A 14,965-nucleotide genomic window follows, 5' to 3' on the forward strand; every position below is an offset into this window, starting at 1 on the left:
ATACGATTTTGGCTTAGCGTGCTGGCATCAATCACTTTTTCGGTTAGGTTCATCCCCAAAAACCAACGGTAAGCCACATTGACTTCAATCTCTTTGACCAACTGACGTTCGCTTTTAATGCCGAAAAGATAGCCGAGTAGCATTATTTTGAACAAGCGAACAGGGTCAACGGCAGGACGACCGTTATCGTGGCAATACAGATGGGCGACTTCATCGCGGATAAACTCAAAATCAATGGCTTTAGCCACTTTGCGGACAAGATGGTCTTTAGGAACGAGTTGTTCGAGACTTATCATCTCAAGTTCATATTGTGGAGAGACGGTATTTTTGAGCATAGGCATTTCCTTTTCGATAGACCTATTAGAGCAAACCTCTAGATGTATGTCTAGAGGTTTGTCAGCGGTCTGAAGCGGAAACAATGAGTTTCCGCTTTTTTATTTTGGTTTATGTGGTAGAATTTAACCGATTATGATTCTGAATGTGACCTTTTAATGTTGGGATACATTCAATAATATGACATCTTTTGATAAATATATAAAACCGTCCACGGACGGTTTTTTACATAGGATAAAATATGAAACAAAAAATCGTACTCGCCACCGGCAACCAAGGCAAAGTAAAAGAAATGGCGGATGTGTTGGCTGATTTTGGTTTTGAAGTGGTAGCACAAACGGATTTGGGGATAGAAAGTCCGGAAGAAACCGGTTTGACTTTTGTGGAAAACGCCATCTTAAAAGCCCGTTATGCGGCGGAAAAATCCGGTTTGCCTGCGATTGCTGATGATTCCGGTTTGGTTGTGGAGGCATTAAACGGGGCACCGGGATTATATTCCGCCCGTTATGCGGGAAAAGACGGCGATGATACGGCAAATCGTCAGAAATTATTGCATGAACTGGCAAATAAACCGGCTGATCAACGCCAAGCAAAATTTGTCAGCTGTATTGTATTATTGCAACATCCAATGGATCCCAGCCCGATTATCGCCGAAGGTGAATGTCACGGTATAATTGCTTTTGCAGAAAAAGGTGAAAACGGTTTTGGTTATGACAGTTTATTTTTCAGCCCGGAAATCAACCGCACTTTTGCAGAACTGGAAACCGCAGAAAAGAAAAAAATCTCTCATCGTGCTCGTGCTTTAGCCGTATTAAAACAAAAGTTAAACGGTCGCTAGAATGAATTTCCCCCCGTTAAGTCTATATGTGCATATACCTTGGTGTGTACAGAAATGCCCTTATTGCGACTTTAATTCGCACACCCTGCGTCATGATGTGCCGGAACAGGATTATATTCAGCATTTATTGGTTGATTTACGCCGGGATCTTGTTCGCTATCAATCCGCTGTTGTGAATCGCACGTTGCAATCGATTTTTATCGGCGGTGGTACTCCGAGCCTGTTTTCACCGGAAAGTATCGCATTGTTATTAAAAGAAATTCAAGCATTAATTCCTTTTGACGAACATATTGAAATTACGTTGGAAGCCAATCCCGGTACAGCGGAAGCCGAGCGGTTTAAAGGTTATGTACAAGCAGGCATTACCCGCATTTCAATGGGCATTCAAAGTTTTAACGATGACAAATTGCAACGTCTAGGGCGGATTCATAATGCACTTGAAGCCAAAAGTGCGGTGGAATATGCAAAAAATTCCGGGCTTAAGAGTTTTAACTTGGATTTAATGCACGGTTTGCCGAATCAGACTTTAACGGAAGCCTTGGATGATTTACGTCAGGCTATCGAATTAAATCCGCCGCATTTATCTTGGTATCAATTGACCATAGAACCGAATACGCTGTTTGCTTCCCGTCCGCCGAAATTACCCGATGACGATGCGTTATGGGATATTTTTGAACAAGGGCATCAATTATTGACCGCTGCCGGTTATCAACAGTATGAAACGTCCGCTTATGCCAAATCCGGTTTTCAATGCAAACATAATTTGAATTATTGGCGGTTCGGCGATTATTTAGCGATTGGTTGCGGTGCACACGGCAAAATCAGTTTTTCCGACGGGCGAATTATGCGTTTTTCCAAAACCAAGCACCCCAAAGGCTATATGCAAGGGGAATACTTGTATGAAGAAAAAAACGTGGCAGAAATCGACCGCACTTTTGAATTTTTTATGAATCGTTTCCGTTTATTGGAACCCGTACCGAAAATTGAATTTAGTCAATTCACCGGATTGCCGCAAAGTGCGGTAGAAAACGGCATAAAGCTAGCGTTGGAACAAGGATTTTTAATTGAGACGGAAACCGCTTGGCTGGTGACGGAGCGGGGTAAATTATTTTTAAACGAATTGCTTGAGATATTTTTACCTGAATAGCTTGTTTATTACTGCGAATAGTTATAAATTAACGAAATTAAACACTATGCAAATGCAAAGTTTGCAAAAATAACTTTTTATTATAAACTCCGTAAGAAAATTATTTTATTTATCAAAAAAATTAAGGAATAATCAATGAACCAGCTGGAAATGAAGAAATTAGCCGCACATGAAGCGTTAAAATTTGTGAAACCGGGAACTATCATTGGCGTAGGGAGCGGTTCTACGGTCAATTGCTTTATTGAAGCACTAGGTGAAATGCGTGATGATATTAAAGGTGCGGTAGCCGCATCAAAAAATTCTGAAGAATTATTACGTAAACAAGGCATTGAAGTGTTGAGTGCTAATGATGTTTCGGCATTGGATATTTATGTGGACGGTGCGGATGAGATCACACCGCATAAAGCCATGATTAAAGGCGGCGGTGCGGCATTGACCCGTGAAAAAATCGTTGCGGCGTTAGCAAAAAAATTTATTTGTATTGTGGATTCCAGCAAACAAGTGGATGTATTGGGTTCGACTTTCGCTTTGCCGGTGGAAGTGATTCCAATGGCTCGTTCTCAAGTGGCACGTAAATTGGTTTCATTAGGCGGTTCGCCGGAATATCGTGAAGGCGTAATCACCGATAACGGCAATGTAATTTTAGATGTCTATAATTTCAAAATCTTAAATCCGGTAGAAATGGAAAAAGAATTAAACAATATTGCCGGCGTGGTAACAAACGGCATTTTCGCCTTACGTCCGGCCGATGTTACTATCGTTGGTACTCCGGATGGTGCAAAAGTGATCGAATAAATAATGAATTTTCATAATTATTAGTAAGGAAGAAAAGCAAATGACAGCAAAAGTATCTCTTGATAAAGCCAAAATTAAGTTTTTACTCTTAGAAGGCGTACATCAAACCGCATTGGATGTATTAACCTCAGCGGGTTATACCAATATTGAATACCATAAAAAAGCACTTGATGAAGCAGAATTAAAAGAAGCTATCAAAGATGCACATTTTATCGGTATTCGTTCCCGTACGCATTTAACGGCGGATGTATTGGAACACGCCGGTAAATTGATTGCTATCGGTTGTTTCTGTATCGGTACCAACCAAGTGGATCTGGAAGCGGCAAAATTAAAAGGTATTCCGGTATTTAATGCACCATTTTCCAACACCCGCTCTGTTGCGGAATTGGTGTTGGGCGAGATCTTGTTATTAATGCGCAATATTCCGCAAGCTAACGCAGAAGTTCACCGTGGCGTATGGAATAAATCTGCCGTAGGTTCGAATGAAGTGCGGGGTAAAAAATTAGGGATTGTGGGTTACGGTCATATCGGCTCGCAGCTCAGTATCATTGCGGAAAGCCTTGGTTTACAAGTGTTTTTCTATGATATTGAAAATAAATTACCGTTAGGTAACGCTCAACAAGTACGTAATTTGGAAGATTTATTAGGCAGCTGCGACATTATTTCTCTGCACGTGCCGGAAAATGCCTCCACTAAGAATTTAATGAACGCGGAACGTATCGCACAATTAAAGCAAGACAGCATTTTTATTAATGCGGCTCGCGGAACCGTGGTGGATATCGATGCTTTGGCGAAAGCCTTGGAGGAAGGCAGGATTCGTGGTGCGGCGGTTGACGTATTCCCGGTTGAACCGGCATCTGCCAACGAAGTATTCGAATCGCCGTTACGTAAATTCGACAATGTGATTTTAACACCTCATATCGGCGGTTCTACTGCCGAAGCACAAGAAAATATCGGTGCGGAAGTGGCGGGTAAATTCGTAAAATATTCCGACAACGGCTCAACCTTAAGTGCGGTGAATTTCCCGGAAGTTTCCTTACCGGAACACAGCAAAGCCAAACGTTTATTACATATTCACGAAAATCGTCCGGGTATTTTAAACAAAATCAACCAAATATTCGTGGATGAAAATATCAACGTAGCATCTCAATATCTACAAACGGATTCAAATATCGGCTATGTGGTTGTAGATGTGGAAGCTGTTGATTCCGCACCGATTTTACAAAGATTACGTGAAATTGACGGCACAATTAAAGTGCGGGTATTGTTCTAATTCGGTTTATCACTTACCGCCGTAACCCCCTGTCCTTTAGGGCAGGGATATAAGGCGGTTCTAACTAATCAGGTGTTTTTTGTTGCTCAATATATTGCCGAATAATGGAAATTGGTGCGCCACCGCAACTGCCGGCAAAATAAGAAGGAGACCACAACGCATTACCCCATAATTTTTGCTTAATTGTCGGATAATTTTTCTGCCTAATCATTCGGCTTGAAACGCCTTTCAAACAATTCACTAAATTTGAAACAGCGACTTTGGGAGGATAGTTCACAAGCAAATGAACGTGATCATTTTCACCGTCAAACTCAATAAGTTCAGCTTCAAAATCACGACAAACACTTTCAAAAATCAGTTTTAAATCGTCTAAAATCGCTTTTGTAAAAACTTGTCTGCGATATTTTGTTACAAAGACTAAGTGAATGTGTAAATTAAAAACAACGTGGCGACCACGTCTAATATCCATTTCTTTTTTCATAGACCAAGCATATAATTGTAAAAAATTACATTATCGGATACATAATGCTCATTCGTAAAGCCTTTAAATTTGAAATTAGACCAAGTGGCGAACAGCAACGCAAAATCAATCAGTTTTGTGGCTGTTCTCGTTTTGTGTTTAATAAGGCATTAGATTGGCAGAAACAGGCTTATGAGCAAGAACCGAAAACGAAATTCAGCTACACCAAATTAGCCAATTTTTTACTGCAGTGGAAAAAGGAATTTGAATGGCTAAAAAAATGCCATAGCCAAGTTTTGCAACAATCTTTAAAAGATTTAGAGAATGCTTATCGTCATTTTTTTAGCAAACGTTCAGGCTTCCCAAAATTCAAGAAAAAGGGGGTAAAGGACAGCTTTCGTTACCCACAAGGTTGCAAAATTGAGCAGGAAAATAATCGTTTGTGGTTACCTAAAATCGGCTGGGTGCGTTATCGTAACAGCCGTGAAGTTGTGGGGGAAATCAAAAACGTTACCGTCAGTAAAAAGTGCGGTCGATTTTTTGTGAGTATTCAAACGGAATTTGAACAGTCAATCCCACAACATCAAGGTTCAGAAATCGGGATTGATATGGGCGTAGCACGCTTTGTCACACTTTCAAACGGTGATTATTTTGAGTCATTAAACAGTTTCAAAAAACATCAAAACGCCTTAAGAAAGGCACAGCAATCTTTAAGTCGGAAAGTGAAATTTAGCCAAAACTGGCTAAAACAAAAAGCGAAAATCGGCAAAATTCACCATAACATCAGCAATGCTCGTAAAGACTATTTGCACAAAATTTCAACGCTAATCAGCAAAAACCACGCAATGATATTTGTTGAAGATTTGCAGGTAGCAAATATGAGTAAATCTGCAAAAGGCACACTCGAACGGCACGGCAAGAATGTCGCTCAAAAATCAGGATTAAACCGCTCGATTCTTGACCAAAGTTGGTACGAATTTCGTAGGCAATTAGAATACAAATCCGCTTGGTTAGGTGGCTATTTGATTCTTGTTAATCCGAAAAACACCAGCCGTACTTGCCCTTGTTGTGGATATACGGACAAAGAAAATCGTCAAACGCAGGCAAATTTTGAGTGTGTAGAATGCGGATACCAAAATAATGCGGATGTGGTTGGTGCAATGAATGTATTAAGGGCGGGACACGCCCAGCTCGCTTGTGAAGTGAACGGCATAAGCCGTCAGCAGCAAGAACTTATCGAGGTGAGCTAAGTCTTCGGACTTAGACACGGTAGGAATCCCCCGACTTTAGTCGGGGGAGGATGTCAATTTAGAAAGAAATCAATTAGTTGTTATAGTCTTGCTCTTGATGTTTCAAGTTGGTCAATTTGGCTAAACCCTGATCGCAACTTTTAATTTGAACCGCTAAATCCATCGCTAAAATTTGTTTTTTGCTTTGGCTGAGTTTATTTTTAATCTTACTGACTTGCGTATGCGTACCCGGTTGTTTTTCTGCATCGGCAATTAAGTTTTCCGTTTCACTAAATAAACGCTCGCATTGCTGCGGCATGCTTGATTGTGTATTTCCTTTTTCGTTGACCGCGAAAACAGATAGGCTTACGGTCGATCCTAAAAGTGCGGTCAAAATAAATTGAAATATTTTCATTTGGTTATACCTATTATTCTAAAAATCTAAGCTTAAGATTGGGTAAAATTATCAGAATTAGACGGTATTGTCTAGTTTTAGTTCATTGCTTTATATTGATTTTCGAAGAGAAGATTCAAAAAACTAGGGAAAATGTTATTAATATGTTATAAAATACATCGATTTGATTTATATCAAAAATCACCATGTTACTTATTTAGGGTTATTTTTGATTTTTAATCAAAAATGTGATCTAGTTAAAACTTTTGCTGTTTTTTATCCTTACAAATAGTAGTAGAATGAGCGAACGATAACTACACTATAAGTAAGTGATTAAGTGTATGTGATAAAGATAATTTTATAATATACGCTTGGCTGCTTTAGTTATTGATGTGGGCATCAACGATTGGGATCGATAGGATCCTGTAAATTAAATAGGGGTGATTACTTTGTAATCATTGTTTGGGCTTGTAGCATTACAAGGGGTATGGGATGTTAGACGTTGTTGAACTCTCAAGATTGCAGTTTGCATTAACTGCGTTATATCACTTTTTGTTCGTGCCATTAACGTTAGGTTTATCATTTATCCTTGTGATTATGGAAACCATCTACGTTAAAACCGGCAAAGAAGTGTATAAAGATATGACCAAATTCTGGGGTAAGTTATTTGGTATTAACTTTGCTCTGGGTGTTACCACCGGTATCACAATGGAATTCCAATTCGGTACTAACTGGTCATATTATTCTCATTATGTAGGCGATATCTTCGGTGCTCCTTTAGCTATCGAAGCATTATTGGCTTTCTTTTTAGAATCAACATTTGTTGGTTTATTCTTCTTTGGATGGGATCGCCTTTCTAAGAAGCAACATTTAATTTCTACTTTCTGTGTAGCATTCGGTTCTAACTTATCTGCAATGTGGATTTTGGTTGCGAACGGCTGGATGCAGAATCCGGTAGCATCAGAATTCAATTTTGAAACTATGCGAATGGAAATGACCAGTTTCTTAGATTTATGGTTGAATTCTACCGCTCAGGCGAAATTAGTGCATACATTAACCGCAGGTTATGTATCTGCTGCAATTTTTGTATTGGCGATCAGTTCTTACTATATTCTAAAAGGTCGTGATCTTGGTTTTGCAAAACGTTCTTTTGCCGTGGCTTCCGTATTTGGTCTGGTTGCAGCATTAGGCGTGATTATTATGGGTGACGAATCCGGTTATGATATCGGTAAAGCCCAACCGGTAAAATTGGCGGCTTTTGAAGCTGAGTGGGAAACTCATCAGGATGGTGCTTCACCATTTAATTTATTTGCGATTCCGAATCAAGCGGAACGTCGTAATGATTTTGATATTCAAATTCCGGCACTTGGCGGTATTATCGCGACCCGTTCATTAGACGGTAAAATTATCGGTTTAAATGAACTTGAAGCCCGCAACGTAGAGCGTGTACGTAACGGTATTCAGGCTTATGCCCAATTAGAAGCCTTACGTGCAAAATTAGATGCCAAACAGCCGATTAGCGATGCTGAAAAAGAAGCATTTAAAGCGGTGAGCCAAGATTTAGGTTTCGGCTTATTACTTAAACGTTATACGGATCAAGTGGTTGATGCAACTGAAGAGCAAATTCTTCAAGCGGCAGAAGACACTATTCCGAACGTTGTTCCGTCATTCTGGTCTTTCCGCGTGATGGCGGGGATTGCCGGCGCAATGTTATTGGTTATCGGTTTAGCCTTCTTACAAACATGGCGTGGCACTATTGGTAAGCAAACATTGGTACAACGTGCTTTATTATGGTCATTACCATTACCATGGGTTGCCATGGAGTGCGGTTGGTTTTTAGCTGAGTACGCTCGTCAACCTTGGGCAATTTATGAAGTATTACCGACAGGTGTTGCAAATTCAGCATTAACTACCGGTGATCTATGGTTTACCATCGGTTTAATGTGTGCACTGTACACTGTTTTCCTTATTGCAGAAATGTATTTGATGTTCAAATACGGCAGACTTGGCCCAAGTGCGTTAAAAACCGGTCGCTATTACTTTGAACAATCAACGAAATAAGCAGGAGCCTAACTATGTTTGATTACGAATTTTTACGTTTTATCTGGTGGGTACTTGTTGGCGTATTGTTTATCGGATTTGCGATTACTGACGGATTTGATATGGGCGTAGCTAACTTATTACCGTTTATAGGTAAAAAAGAAGTGGAACGCCGTATTATGATCAATTCTATTGCACCGCACTGGGATGGTAACCAGGTATGGTTATTAACTGCGGGTGGGGCAATGTTTGCTGCTTGGCCAACTGTTTACGCAGCATCATTTTCCGGTTTTTACATTGCGATGATGTTAGTCTTGGCGGCATTATTCTTCCGTCCGGTTGGTTTTGAATACCGTGCGAAAATCGATAATCCGACTTGGCGTGCAGCTTGGGACTGGGGATTATTTATTTCCGGTTTCGTGCCGACATTAGTATTCGGTGTGGCATTCGGTAATTTATTACAAGGTGTACCATTTGAATTTAATAACTTAATGCAAGTGAAATATACCGGTTCATTCTTTGAATTGTTAAATCCGTTTGCGTTATTATCCGGCATATTAAGCTGTGCAATGTTAACCACTCATGGTGCTAACTGGTTACAGTTAAAAACCAAAGGGGATATTTATGCACGTGCTAAAGCAGTAACGCAAACCGGTGCATTGGTGACTTTAGTTGTCTTTATTCTTGCCGGTGTATGGTTATATTTCAAAGACGGCTTTGTAGTAACTTCCGTGATTGATACCAATGGTCCTTCATCTCCATTAAATAAAGAAGTGGCGATTGAAACCGGTGCTTGGTTCAATAACTACAAAAATGCACCGATTCTATTTATCTTCCCTGCATTGGTGGTGGTTGGTGCATTATTGAATATTTCTTGCACTAAAGCGAATCGTAACGGTTTTGCCTTCTTCTTTTCTGCATTAACTATGATCGGTGTGATCTTTACTTGTGGTATTGCAATGTTCCCATTTGTGATGCCGTCTATCACTCATCCGAATATGAGCTTGTTAATGTGGGATGCAACTTCAAGTGAACTAACCTTAACCTTAATGTTAGGCTTAGCGCTTGTATTTGTAGTTGTGGTGTTAGCTTATACCATCTGGGCATACGCAAAAATGTTTGGCCGCTTGGATGAAAACTTCATCGAAGAAAACAATAACTCATTATACTAGGAGAACACACAATGATTTATGTATTATGGGTAGTAGGTGTGTTGGCTACGATTGCTGTGACAGCCAAAATTGTCGGCAAAGCTGATAACGCAGGTAAATTAGATTAATACCTTTACATTTTAAAAGGGCTCTTCGGAGCCCTTACTGCTAATAAATTTCTAGGCAAAAAGCCATTGATTTTGAGCTTATTCGTGCCGAAGTCGCCCATCTTTATTGTTAAAATAACGGTCGCCCGCCGTTGCCTCTTGTTAGTTTGTTTAAAATAATGTGCTCTTAGGCTATCTTTTCAGCTTCAAAAGTTTGCTCTCAAGGTATGTTTTTTATTATTTAATACCTGCTTTAAGGCATAAAGGACATTTGTAATGGTCAAAACTTGACTGGTTTGACCATATTTTTTCTATTTAAACATCTAATATTTCATCAATCATTTTTTCTTTTTGCTTTCTTGATAAGCCATCATGATGGCGTAATTTTTGCTTCAAATGAGTAAAAAAGACTTCAATTTTATTTGAGGTATCGGGGATAGCATTCAGAATATGCTCAGTAGCAATTGGGGTATGTTTTATCTGGGGTTTTTCAGGTGTTTTTGAATCATTTTTGATGAGCTGTCATACTTATCGGTCAATTTTTTAATGTCATTTTGCTATATACATAATCACTCCAAATGAGATTGCCTAAAAAAATACACAACCCAAACAGCCTTTACACATCTTTGAAAATATCCTTTACATAGGTGAAATTGTGCGAGAAGTCCGACTTGTTTTTTTATTTTTTATAAATATTATTTAGCACGTTTTGTTATTAAAACACCCGTTTTTAATAACCAAATGTTCTTAATAAAAGGTTTAATTAGTCACTTTTATTGAGATATTTTATTTTAACTTTAACATTTGAATACATAAAGGAGTCATAGAATGATCTCAACTTTAACAACTAAAGCATATATTTCTGCAACTGAAGCATTTCGTCGTTTTAAACAAAACGAAAAAGGTGTAACTGCTATCGAATACGGCCTAATCGCTGTTGCCGTAGCAGCAATGATTGTTGTTGTATTTTATAACCAAGGTGGTTTCATTGATTCCTTGAAAGGGAAATTTGGTGAGCTTGCTACCAAAGTACAAAGTGCAACAGTTAAATAATTTTTGTTAATAGGCAGGTCTTCAAAACCACAGAAGGTTTGCTTTCGGTACTTTAATTATGATAATTCGGTTTTATCTTTTTCTTAAACAACAAAAAGGCATTACTTCCATTGAGTATGGACTGATAGCTTTAGCGTTGACTGCATTTCAGGTTAATGTACTGTATGGCGTTTACACATACTTCTAAGGATATCGTTTACATTGGTGGGTTGCAAAAGGTCTGACTTGTGTTTTTTCATACACTTGTCGCGTTTTATTATTAAACCGCATGTTTTAATAATAAAGAGCTCTTAATAAAAGATTTAATTAGTGACTTTTATTGAGATATTTTATTTTAACTTTAACATTTGAATACATAAAGGAGTCATAGAATGATCTCAACTTTAACAACTAAAGCATATATTTCTGTAACTGAAGCATTTCGTCGTTTTAAACAAAACGAGAAAGGTGTAACCGCTATCGAATACGGCCTAATCGCTGTTGCTGTAGCAGCAATGATTGTTGTTGTATTTTATAACGATAATGGTTTCATTGGTGAGTTGAAGAAGAAATTTGCTGAACTTGCTACCAAAGTAACAAGTGCACAGTTGAATGGTAAGCAATAACCCATTTTAGTTAATAGCCAGGTCTTCAAAACCAAAGGAGACCTGTTTCGGTACTTTAATTATGATAATTCGGTTTTCTCTTTTTCTTAAACAACAAAAAGGCATCACTTCCATTGAGTATGGACTGATCGCTTTAGCGTTGGCTGCGTTTCTGGTTAATGTACTGTATGGCGATACGGGTTTAACAACAGCTATTAAAGAAAAGTTTGAAATACTTTCCGCATTAGTGATTAAAACCCTCGCCTAAATTCTGTTATAGGTAGAATAATGAATGAATTTATTGTCGTTCTTAAGTTACTTGTAATTATATTACTGATAATTTTATCTTATACGGATATACGTAAAAGAATTATCAGTAATAATATTGTTTTTTTATTATTTTTAATAATCATGCCATTAAGTTGGTATAAATATAATCAGATCTTTATTTTTTCTTCGTTGATTTTTCTGGCGATAGGTTTTTTGATTTTTACTGCAGGAGTCATGGGGGCAGGCGACATAAAATTAATTTCCGTATTAATGCTTAGTCTGCCTTCGGAACAGCTCATGCCGTTTTTTTTCTTCACTACCTTCTCCGGGCTATTATTAATCATCGTAGGCTGGTTTTTTTTTAAAGAATCGATTAAAACCAATGGGTTACCTTATGGCGTTGCCATTAGTTGTGGTTTTTTAACAAATTGGTTTTTATTCGGTTAATTAACAAATTATTACATATATTAATCGGCTTGATATGTATTAAAAAATTATTTTAGTCGTTTATTTATCGTTTAATTTTAACAAAGAATCTTATATTTAATAAATTCAAAGGATCCTATATGAATTATAGAACACTGTTTATTATTTCGGCTCTTATTCTTATTGTAGGTATAGGCGGTATTTTATTTCTTCCGTCAGGAGAAAATACAACGCAGGGCGAAACTCAAAATACGTCTACCGATTCCGGAAAAGAGCAGATAGTTGAAAAAGTTATTATTGTAGCCGAATTAAAACGTGATGTAGCGAAAAATACATTGCTACAGGCTGATGATTATAATTTAACCGAAATTAAAATGCCTGAAACCAGCCCGTTAACGGCGAACGACTTAAAACCGTTGCTTGACGACTCTTCTAAAAATTCTTTGCAAGGTTATTTGGTAACGGAAAACCTGAAAGCAGGTTCGTTACTCAGTCCTTCCACCGTTCTTTCTCCGAAAGATCCGAATTTTTTATTATCAAGCGTGGGTTCCGATCAGGAAGTGGCTTTCCGTGTTTATGTTAAAGCGGACGAGCGTTATTTGCTGGATACTTTGCGTGGTGGTGATTATGTATCGGTTTACAGCCAACAAATATCTGCCGATTCGCGTAATAGCAACGAACGTGAAGATTTGATTAAAGTTTCCGATAAGGTATTGGTGCTACTGACTAAAGAATTTAAAACCGGTGATGATAACGTTGGAGCGGCTACGGATCACTCAAACAAAGACTATATCGGCTATCTCAGCTTAAAAGTCGATAATGAACAAGTGAAACGTTTCTACCAATTATATAAAGATTCTAAATTAATCGTATTGCCGACGACGGATGAAACGAAAAATTCAAATAACCGCGGTGTGTTTATTCGCAAATTAAGAGGTCAACAATAATGTTTACATGTAATAATTTCAAAAGAAAACTTGTTTCTTCTTTGGTGGGGCTGGTTTTTGTCTGTTCTTCCACTGCTTATGCCAAAACCTTTAACTTAGAACAAGGCAGCAGCGAGATCATTCAAACTAAGAAGAAAATCGATACGATTTTCGTTTCTTCACCGGAAATTGCGGATTATGAAATCTTGGACGATTACAGCTTTATCATTTATGCCAAGGGCGAAGGCCGTGCACAGGTGAGCGCCTTTGCAGAAGATGGAGAAACATTAACTGAGGATACCGTAAATGTTAATCAAGTGATTAACAATATTTCCGCCGCTAACGAGCAAATTCAGGCACGTTTTCCAAACAGTGATCTGTCGGTTAAAAAAGTAGGAAAGGCGTACGTTATTGAAGGCCGTGCCCGTACACAAGAAGAAAGTGACGAAATTAACCGTATTGTAGGCGAAGCGTTGGGCGGTTCTAAAAAAACCGTTGAAACCAAATTCAAAATCGGCGGTAGCTCTGATGATGAAAAATTGCACATGCCTTTTTTGGATAAATATATTTACGACGGCGTAGTCAATAATGCCGTTGTAGATGACATTACCCAAATTAATGTGAAGCTGACGGTAGTTGAGGTGAATAAAACCTTTTCCGATAAATTAGGTATTAACTGGAGTCATATAGCCGGTGCTAATGCCGGTTCAGGTATTCTGGGAGGGAGTTATTCGTTTGGCGGCGGATTTAACAGTTCTAATGGTGGCGTATTGAGAATTACCGCGCCGGGGCTTTCCGCCTTTATCAGTGCATTGGATACGCAAAGTAACGGGCGTATTTTAGCCGAACCGAATATTTCGATGCTTTCCGGTGAGTCCGCGGATATCCTCGTAGGGGGAGAAATTCCATTTACTCAACGCGATAGAGACGGCAATGTTACGGTGATTTATAAGGACTTTGGTGTAGGCTTAACGGTAGGTGCAAAATTGCAGAAGAATAACCGCATTCGTTTAGTGTTAAATCAAAATGTGAGCATTATTGCAGGTTCTTATAACTATGAGCAAATCGGTTCAATCCCATACTTTAACACGCGTCGTGCCACTTCGGTATTTGAAGTTGCAGACGGTGAGAGCTTTATTCTCGGCGGACTGTTAAATTCGCAAGATATTGAAAATGTCAATAAAGTACCGTTCTTAGGTGATATTCCTATTCTAGGTGCATTTTTCCGTGACGCTTCAACCACCCGTGAAAATAAAGAGCTTGTGGTTGTCGCAACGGTGAATACGGTAAAAGCGGTGAATAATAACGATATCGTTTATCCGAATTTTGAACGCACCGGCACAATGGAACGTTTTTTCAATGTCACACCGTTAAAAAACGTATATCACAAAACATTAACTTCTAATTTCTTGAAAAATGGCGGATTTATACAATGAAAAAATTAATAATTAAAGTGTCTTTTTTGGGCTTAATGGCATTAAGTCAGGCAAGTTTGGCGAATGCAAGCGAATTAAGTAATGCCGATGTAGCTCAGCCGAATACAAGCCAGGATTTTTATCGCATGAATAGAGTAAATCGCTATATATTGCCGGATTACTCAGCGAGTGCATTCCATAATGTCACTCAATCCGTTATCCGCGATTTAGGTAGTGATAAAAATAAAAAAGTACGTATTCTCTGGCGCGATAAAACGGCAAAAAAAAGTGCGGTCGATATTTACAATTTTTTAGTACAAAAGGGTATTCGTAAAAAATCTATTGAATTAGCGCAAGTGTCAATGAAAAAAGCGGTTTACCCCGTATTTGTCGAAGTGGCTCATATTTCGGCAAAACCGGCAAAATGCCGATTGGATACTGCAGAAGATATGATGGGCTACGATCCTTATGACGGTTGCGCAACTAAGAGCAATCAGCGAATTCAACTTAAATTTTAAAAGGTT

At 38.5% G+C, this 14,965-nt stretch carries 17 protein-coding genes and 1 pseudogene; 15 read left to right on the plus strand and 3 right to left on the minus strand.

The genetic code is table 11. From position 1 onward, the window contains the following. On the minus strand, positions 1-335 hold a 335-nt coding region (locus EDC44_RS08235; RefSeq protein WP_131977223.1), incomplete at its 3' end, for a transposase. A gap of 239 nt (positions 336-574) precedes the next feature. Between EDC44_RS08235 and EDC44_RS08240 the strand changes: the two genes are divergently transcribed. From EDC44_RS08240 to serA, 4 genes are all read left to right on the plus strand, one after another. Next, positions 575-1,171: an XTP/dITP diphosphatase gene (locus EDC44_RS08240; RefSeq protein WP_131977225.1), complete on the plus strand. Its 597-nt coding sequence runs from the start codon at positions 575-577 to the stop codon at positions 1,169-1,171. Between the two features lies 1 nt (position 1,172). Then, positions 1,173-2,318: a radical SAM family heme chaperone HemW gene (gene hemW / locus EDC44_RS08245; RefSeq protein ID WP_131977227.1), complete on the plus strand. Its 1,146-nt coding sequence runs from the start codon at positions 1,173-1,175 to the stop codon at positions 2,316-2,318. 135 nt (positions 2,319-2,453) lie between these two features. After that, positions 2,454-3,113, plus strand: a complete 660-nt coding sequence (gene rpiA, locus EDC44_RS08250; protein WP_131977230.1) for a ribose-5-phosphate isomerase RpiA — start codon at positions 2,454-2,456, stop codon at positions 3,111-3,113. A 40-nt stretch (positions 3,114-3,153) separates the two neighbouring features. After that, positions 3,154-4,386 (plus strand): phosphoglycerate dehydrogenase, encoded by a 1,233-nt coding sequence (serA, locus tag EDC44_RS08255; RefSeq protein ID WP_131977233.1) that lies wholly within the window; start codon positions 3,154-3,156, stop codon positions 4,384-4,386. 64 nt (positions 4,387-4,450) lie between these two features. Here the strand turns inward: serA and tnpA are convergent, their stop codons facing one another. Beyond that, positions 4,451-4,867 carry an IS200/IS605 family transposase gene (gene tnpA, locus EDC44_RS08260; protein WP_131977236.1) on the minus strand — a complete coding sequence of 139 codons (417 nt, stop codon included), beginning with the start codon at positions 4,865-4,867 and terminating at the stop codon, positions 4,451-4,453. 44 nt (positions 4,868-4,911) lie between these two features. On the opposite strand from tnpA, the gene EDC44_RS08265 reads away from it, so the two are divergent. After that, positions 4,912-6,096, plus strand: a complete 1,185-nt coding sequence (locus EDC44_RS08265) for an RNA-guided endonuclease InsQ/TnpB family protein (RefSeq protein WP_131977239.1) — start codon at positions 4,912-4,914, stop codon at positions 6,094-6,096. Between the two features lie 73 nt (positions 6,097-6,169). On the opposite strand, the gene EDC44_RS08270 is transcribed toward EDC44_RS08265, so the two are convergent. Then, positions 6,170-6,490, minus strand: coding sequence for a DUF5339 domain-containing protein (locus tag EDC44_RS08270; RefSeq protein WP_131977242.1), 321 nt, complete (start codon positions 6,488-6,490; stop codon positions 6,170-6,172). 471 nt (positions 6,491-6,961) lie between these two features. On the opposite strand from EDC44_RS08270, the gene EDC44_RS08275 reads away from it, so the two are divergent. The 10 genes and pseudogenes from EDC44_RS08275 to EDC44_RS08315 all read left to right on the plus strand — a co-directional run bounded on the left by EDC44_RS08275 (position 6,962) and on the right by EDC44_RS08315 (position 14,959). Beyond that, positions 6,962-8,530 (plus strand): cytochrome ubiquinol oxidase subunit I, encoded by a 1,569-nt coding sequence (locus EDC44_RS08275; RefSeq protein ID WP_131977245.1) that lies wholly within the window; start codon positions 6,962-6,964, stop codon positions 8,528-8,530. A 14-nt stretch (positions 8,531-8,544) separates the two neighbouring features. Beyond that, a complete protein-coding gene (gene cydB, locus EDC44_RS08280; RefSeq protein WP_131977248.1) occupies positions 8,545-9,681 on the plus strand; it encodes a cytochrome d ubiquinol oxidase subunit II in 1,137 nt (378 codons plus the stop codon). Positions 9,682-9,847: 166 nt separating this feature from the next. Continuing rightward, positions 9,848-9,981, plus strand: a pseudogene (locus tag EDC44_RS13450) (transposase); the annotation flags it as partial. 614 nt (positions 9,982-10,595) lie between these two features. Further along, on the plus strand, positions 10,596-10,820 hold the full coding sequence (locus EDC44_RS08285; protein WP_131977251.1) for a Flp family type IVb pilin: 225 nt from the start codon (positions 10,596-10,598) through the stop codon (positions 10,818-10,820). A 371-nt stretch (positions 10,821-11,191) separates the two neighbouring features. Next, on the plus strand, positions 11,192-11,425 hold the full coding sequence (locus tag EDC44_RS08290; RefSeq protein ID WP_131977255.1) for a Flp family type IVb pilin: 234 nt from the start codon (positions 11,192-11,194) through the stop codon (positions 11,423-11,425). A gap of 61 nt (positions 11,426-11,486) precedes the next feature. After that, positions 11,487-11,672 carry a Flp family type IVb pilin gene (locus tag EDC44_RS08295; protein ID WP_131977258.1) on the plus strand — a complete coding sequence of 62 codons (186 nt, stop codon included), beginning with the start codon at positions 11,487-11,489 and terminating at the stop codon, positions 11,670-11,672. 20 nt (positions 11,673-11,692) lie between these two features. Next, positions 11,693-12,121, plus strand: coding sequence for an A24 family peptidase (locus EDC44_RS08300; protein WP_131977261.1), 429 nt, complete (start codon positions 11,693-11,695; stop codon positions 12,119-12,121). A 119-nt stretch (positions 12,122-12,240) separates the two neighbouring features. After that, on the plus strand, positions 12,241-13,047 hold the full coding sequence (locus EDC44_RS08305) for an SAF domain-containing protein (protein WP_131977263.1): 807 nt from the start codon (positions 12,241-12,243) through the stop codon (positions 13,045-13,047). Beyond that, the gene (locus EDC44_RS08310) at positions 13,047-14,462 is read left to right on the plus strand and encodes a type II and III secretion system protein family protein (protein ID WP_131977266.1); all 1,416 of its coding nucleotides are present in this window, start codon (positions 13,047-13,049) and stop codon (positions 14,460-14,462) included. The genes EDC44_RS08305 and EDC44_RS08310 overlap by 1 nt, the downstream gene beginning before the upstream one ends. Continuing rightward, positions 14,459-14,959: a protein RcpB gene (locus EDC44_RS08315; RefSeq protein WP_131977269.1), complete on the plus strand. Its 501-nt coding sequence runs from the start codon at positions 14,459-14,461 to the stop codon at positions 14,957-14,959. Before EDC44_RS08310 ends, EDC44_RS08315 begins: the two co-directional genes overlap by 4 nt. Positions 14,960-14,965: the final 6 nt, after the last annotated feature.

The organism is Cricetibacter osteomyelitidis, from assembly GCF_004340985.1.
GTDB classification, from domain to species: Bacteria; Pseudomonadota; Gammaproteobacteria; order Enterobacterales; family Pasteurellaceae; genus Cricetibacter; species Cricetibacter osteomyelitidis.

What these genes read in the sequence shown, in the direction of transcription:
- cydB (WP_131977248.1), top strand. Translation starts at nt 8,545, where the DNA reads ATGTTTGATTACGAATTTTTACGTTTTATCTGGTGGGTACTTGTTGGC.
- EDC44_RS08270 (WP_131977242.1), bottom strand. Translation starts at nt 6,490, where the DNA reads ATGAAAATATTTCAATTTATTTTGACCGCACTTTTAGGATCGACCGTA.
- EDC44_RS08290 (WP_131977255.1), top strand. Translation starts at nt 11,192, where the DNA reads ATGATCTCAACTTTAACAACTAAAGCATATATTTCTGTAACTGAAGCA.
- EDC44_RS08300 (WP_131977261.1), top strand. Translation starts at nt 11,693, where the DNA reads ATGAATGAATTTATTGTCGTTCTTAAGTTACTTGTAATTATATTACTG.
- tnpA (WP_131977236.1), bottom strand. Translation starts at nt 4,867, where the DNA reads ATGAAAAAAGAAATGGATATTAGACGTGGTCGCCACGTTGTTTTTAAT.
- EDC44_RS08240 (WP_131977225.1), top strand. Translation starts at nt 575, where the DNA reads ATGAAACAAAAAATCGTACTCGCCACCGGCAACCAAGGCAAAGTAAAA.
- EDC44_RS08295 (WP_131977258.1), top strand. Translation starts at nt 11,487, where the DNA reads ATGATAATTCGGTTTTCTCTTTTTCTTAAACAACAAAAAGGCATCACT.
- EDC44_RS08265 (WP_131977239.1), top strand. Translation starts at nt 4,912, where the DNA reads ATGCTCATTCGTAAAGCCTTTAAATTTGAAATTAGACCAAGTGGCGAA.
- serA (WP_131977233.1), top strand. Translation starts at nt 3,154, where the DNA reads ATGACAGCAAAAGTATCTCTTGATAAAGCCAAAATTAAGTTTTTACTC.
- EDC44_RS08305 (WP_131977263.1), top strand. Translation starts at nt 12,241, where the DNA reads ATGAATTATAGAACACTGTTTATTATTTCGGCTCTTATTCTTATTGTA.
- rpiA (WP_131977230.1), top strand. Translation starts at nt 2,454, where the DNA reads ATGAACCAGCTGGAAATGAAGAAATTAGCCGCACATGAAGCGTTAAAA.
- EDC44_RS08285 (WP_131977251.1), top strand. Translation starts at nt 10,596, where the DNA reads ATGATCTCAACTTTAACAACTAAAGCATATATTTCTGCAACTGAAGCA.
- EDC44_RS08315 (WP_131977269.1), top strand. Translation starts at nt 14,459, where the DNA reads ATGAAAAAATTAATAATTAAAGTGTCTTTTTTGGGCTTAATGGCATTA.
- hemW (WP_131977227.1), top strand. Translation starts at nt 1,173, where the DNA reads ATGAATTTCCCCCCGTTAAGTCTATATGTGCATATACCTTGGTGTGTA.
- EDC44_RS08275 (WP_131977245.1), top strand. Translation starts at nt 6,962, where the DNA reads ATGTTAGACGTTGTTGAACTCTCAAGATTGCAGTTTGCATTAACTGCG.
- EDC44_RS08310 (WP_131977266.1), top strand. Translation starts at nt 13,047, where the DNA reads ATGTTTACATGTAATAATTTCAAAAGAAAACTTGTTTCTTCTTTGGTG.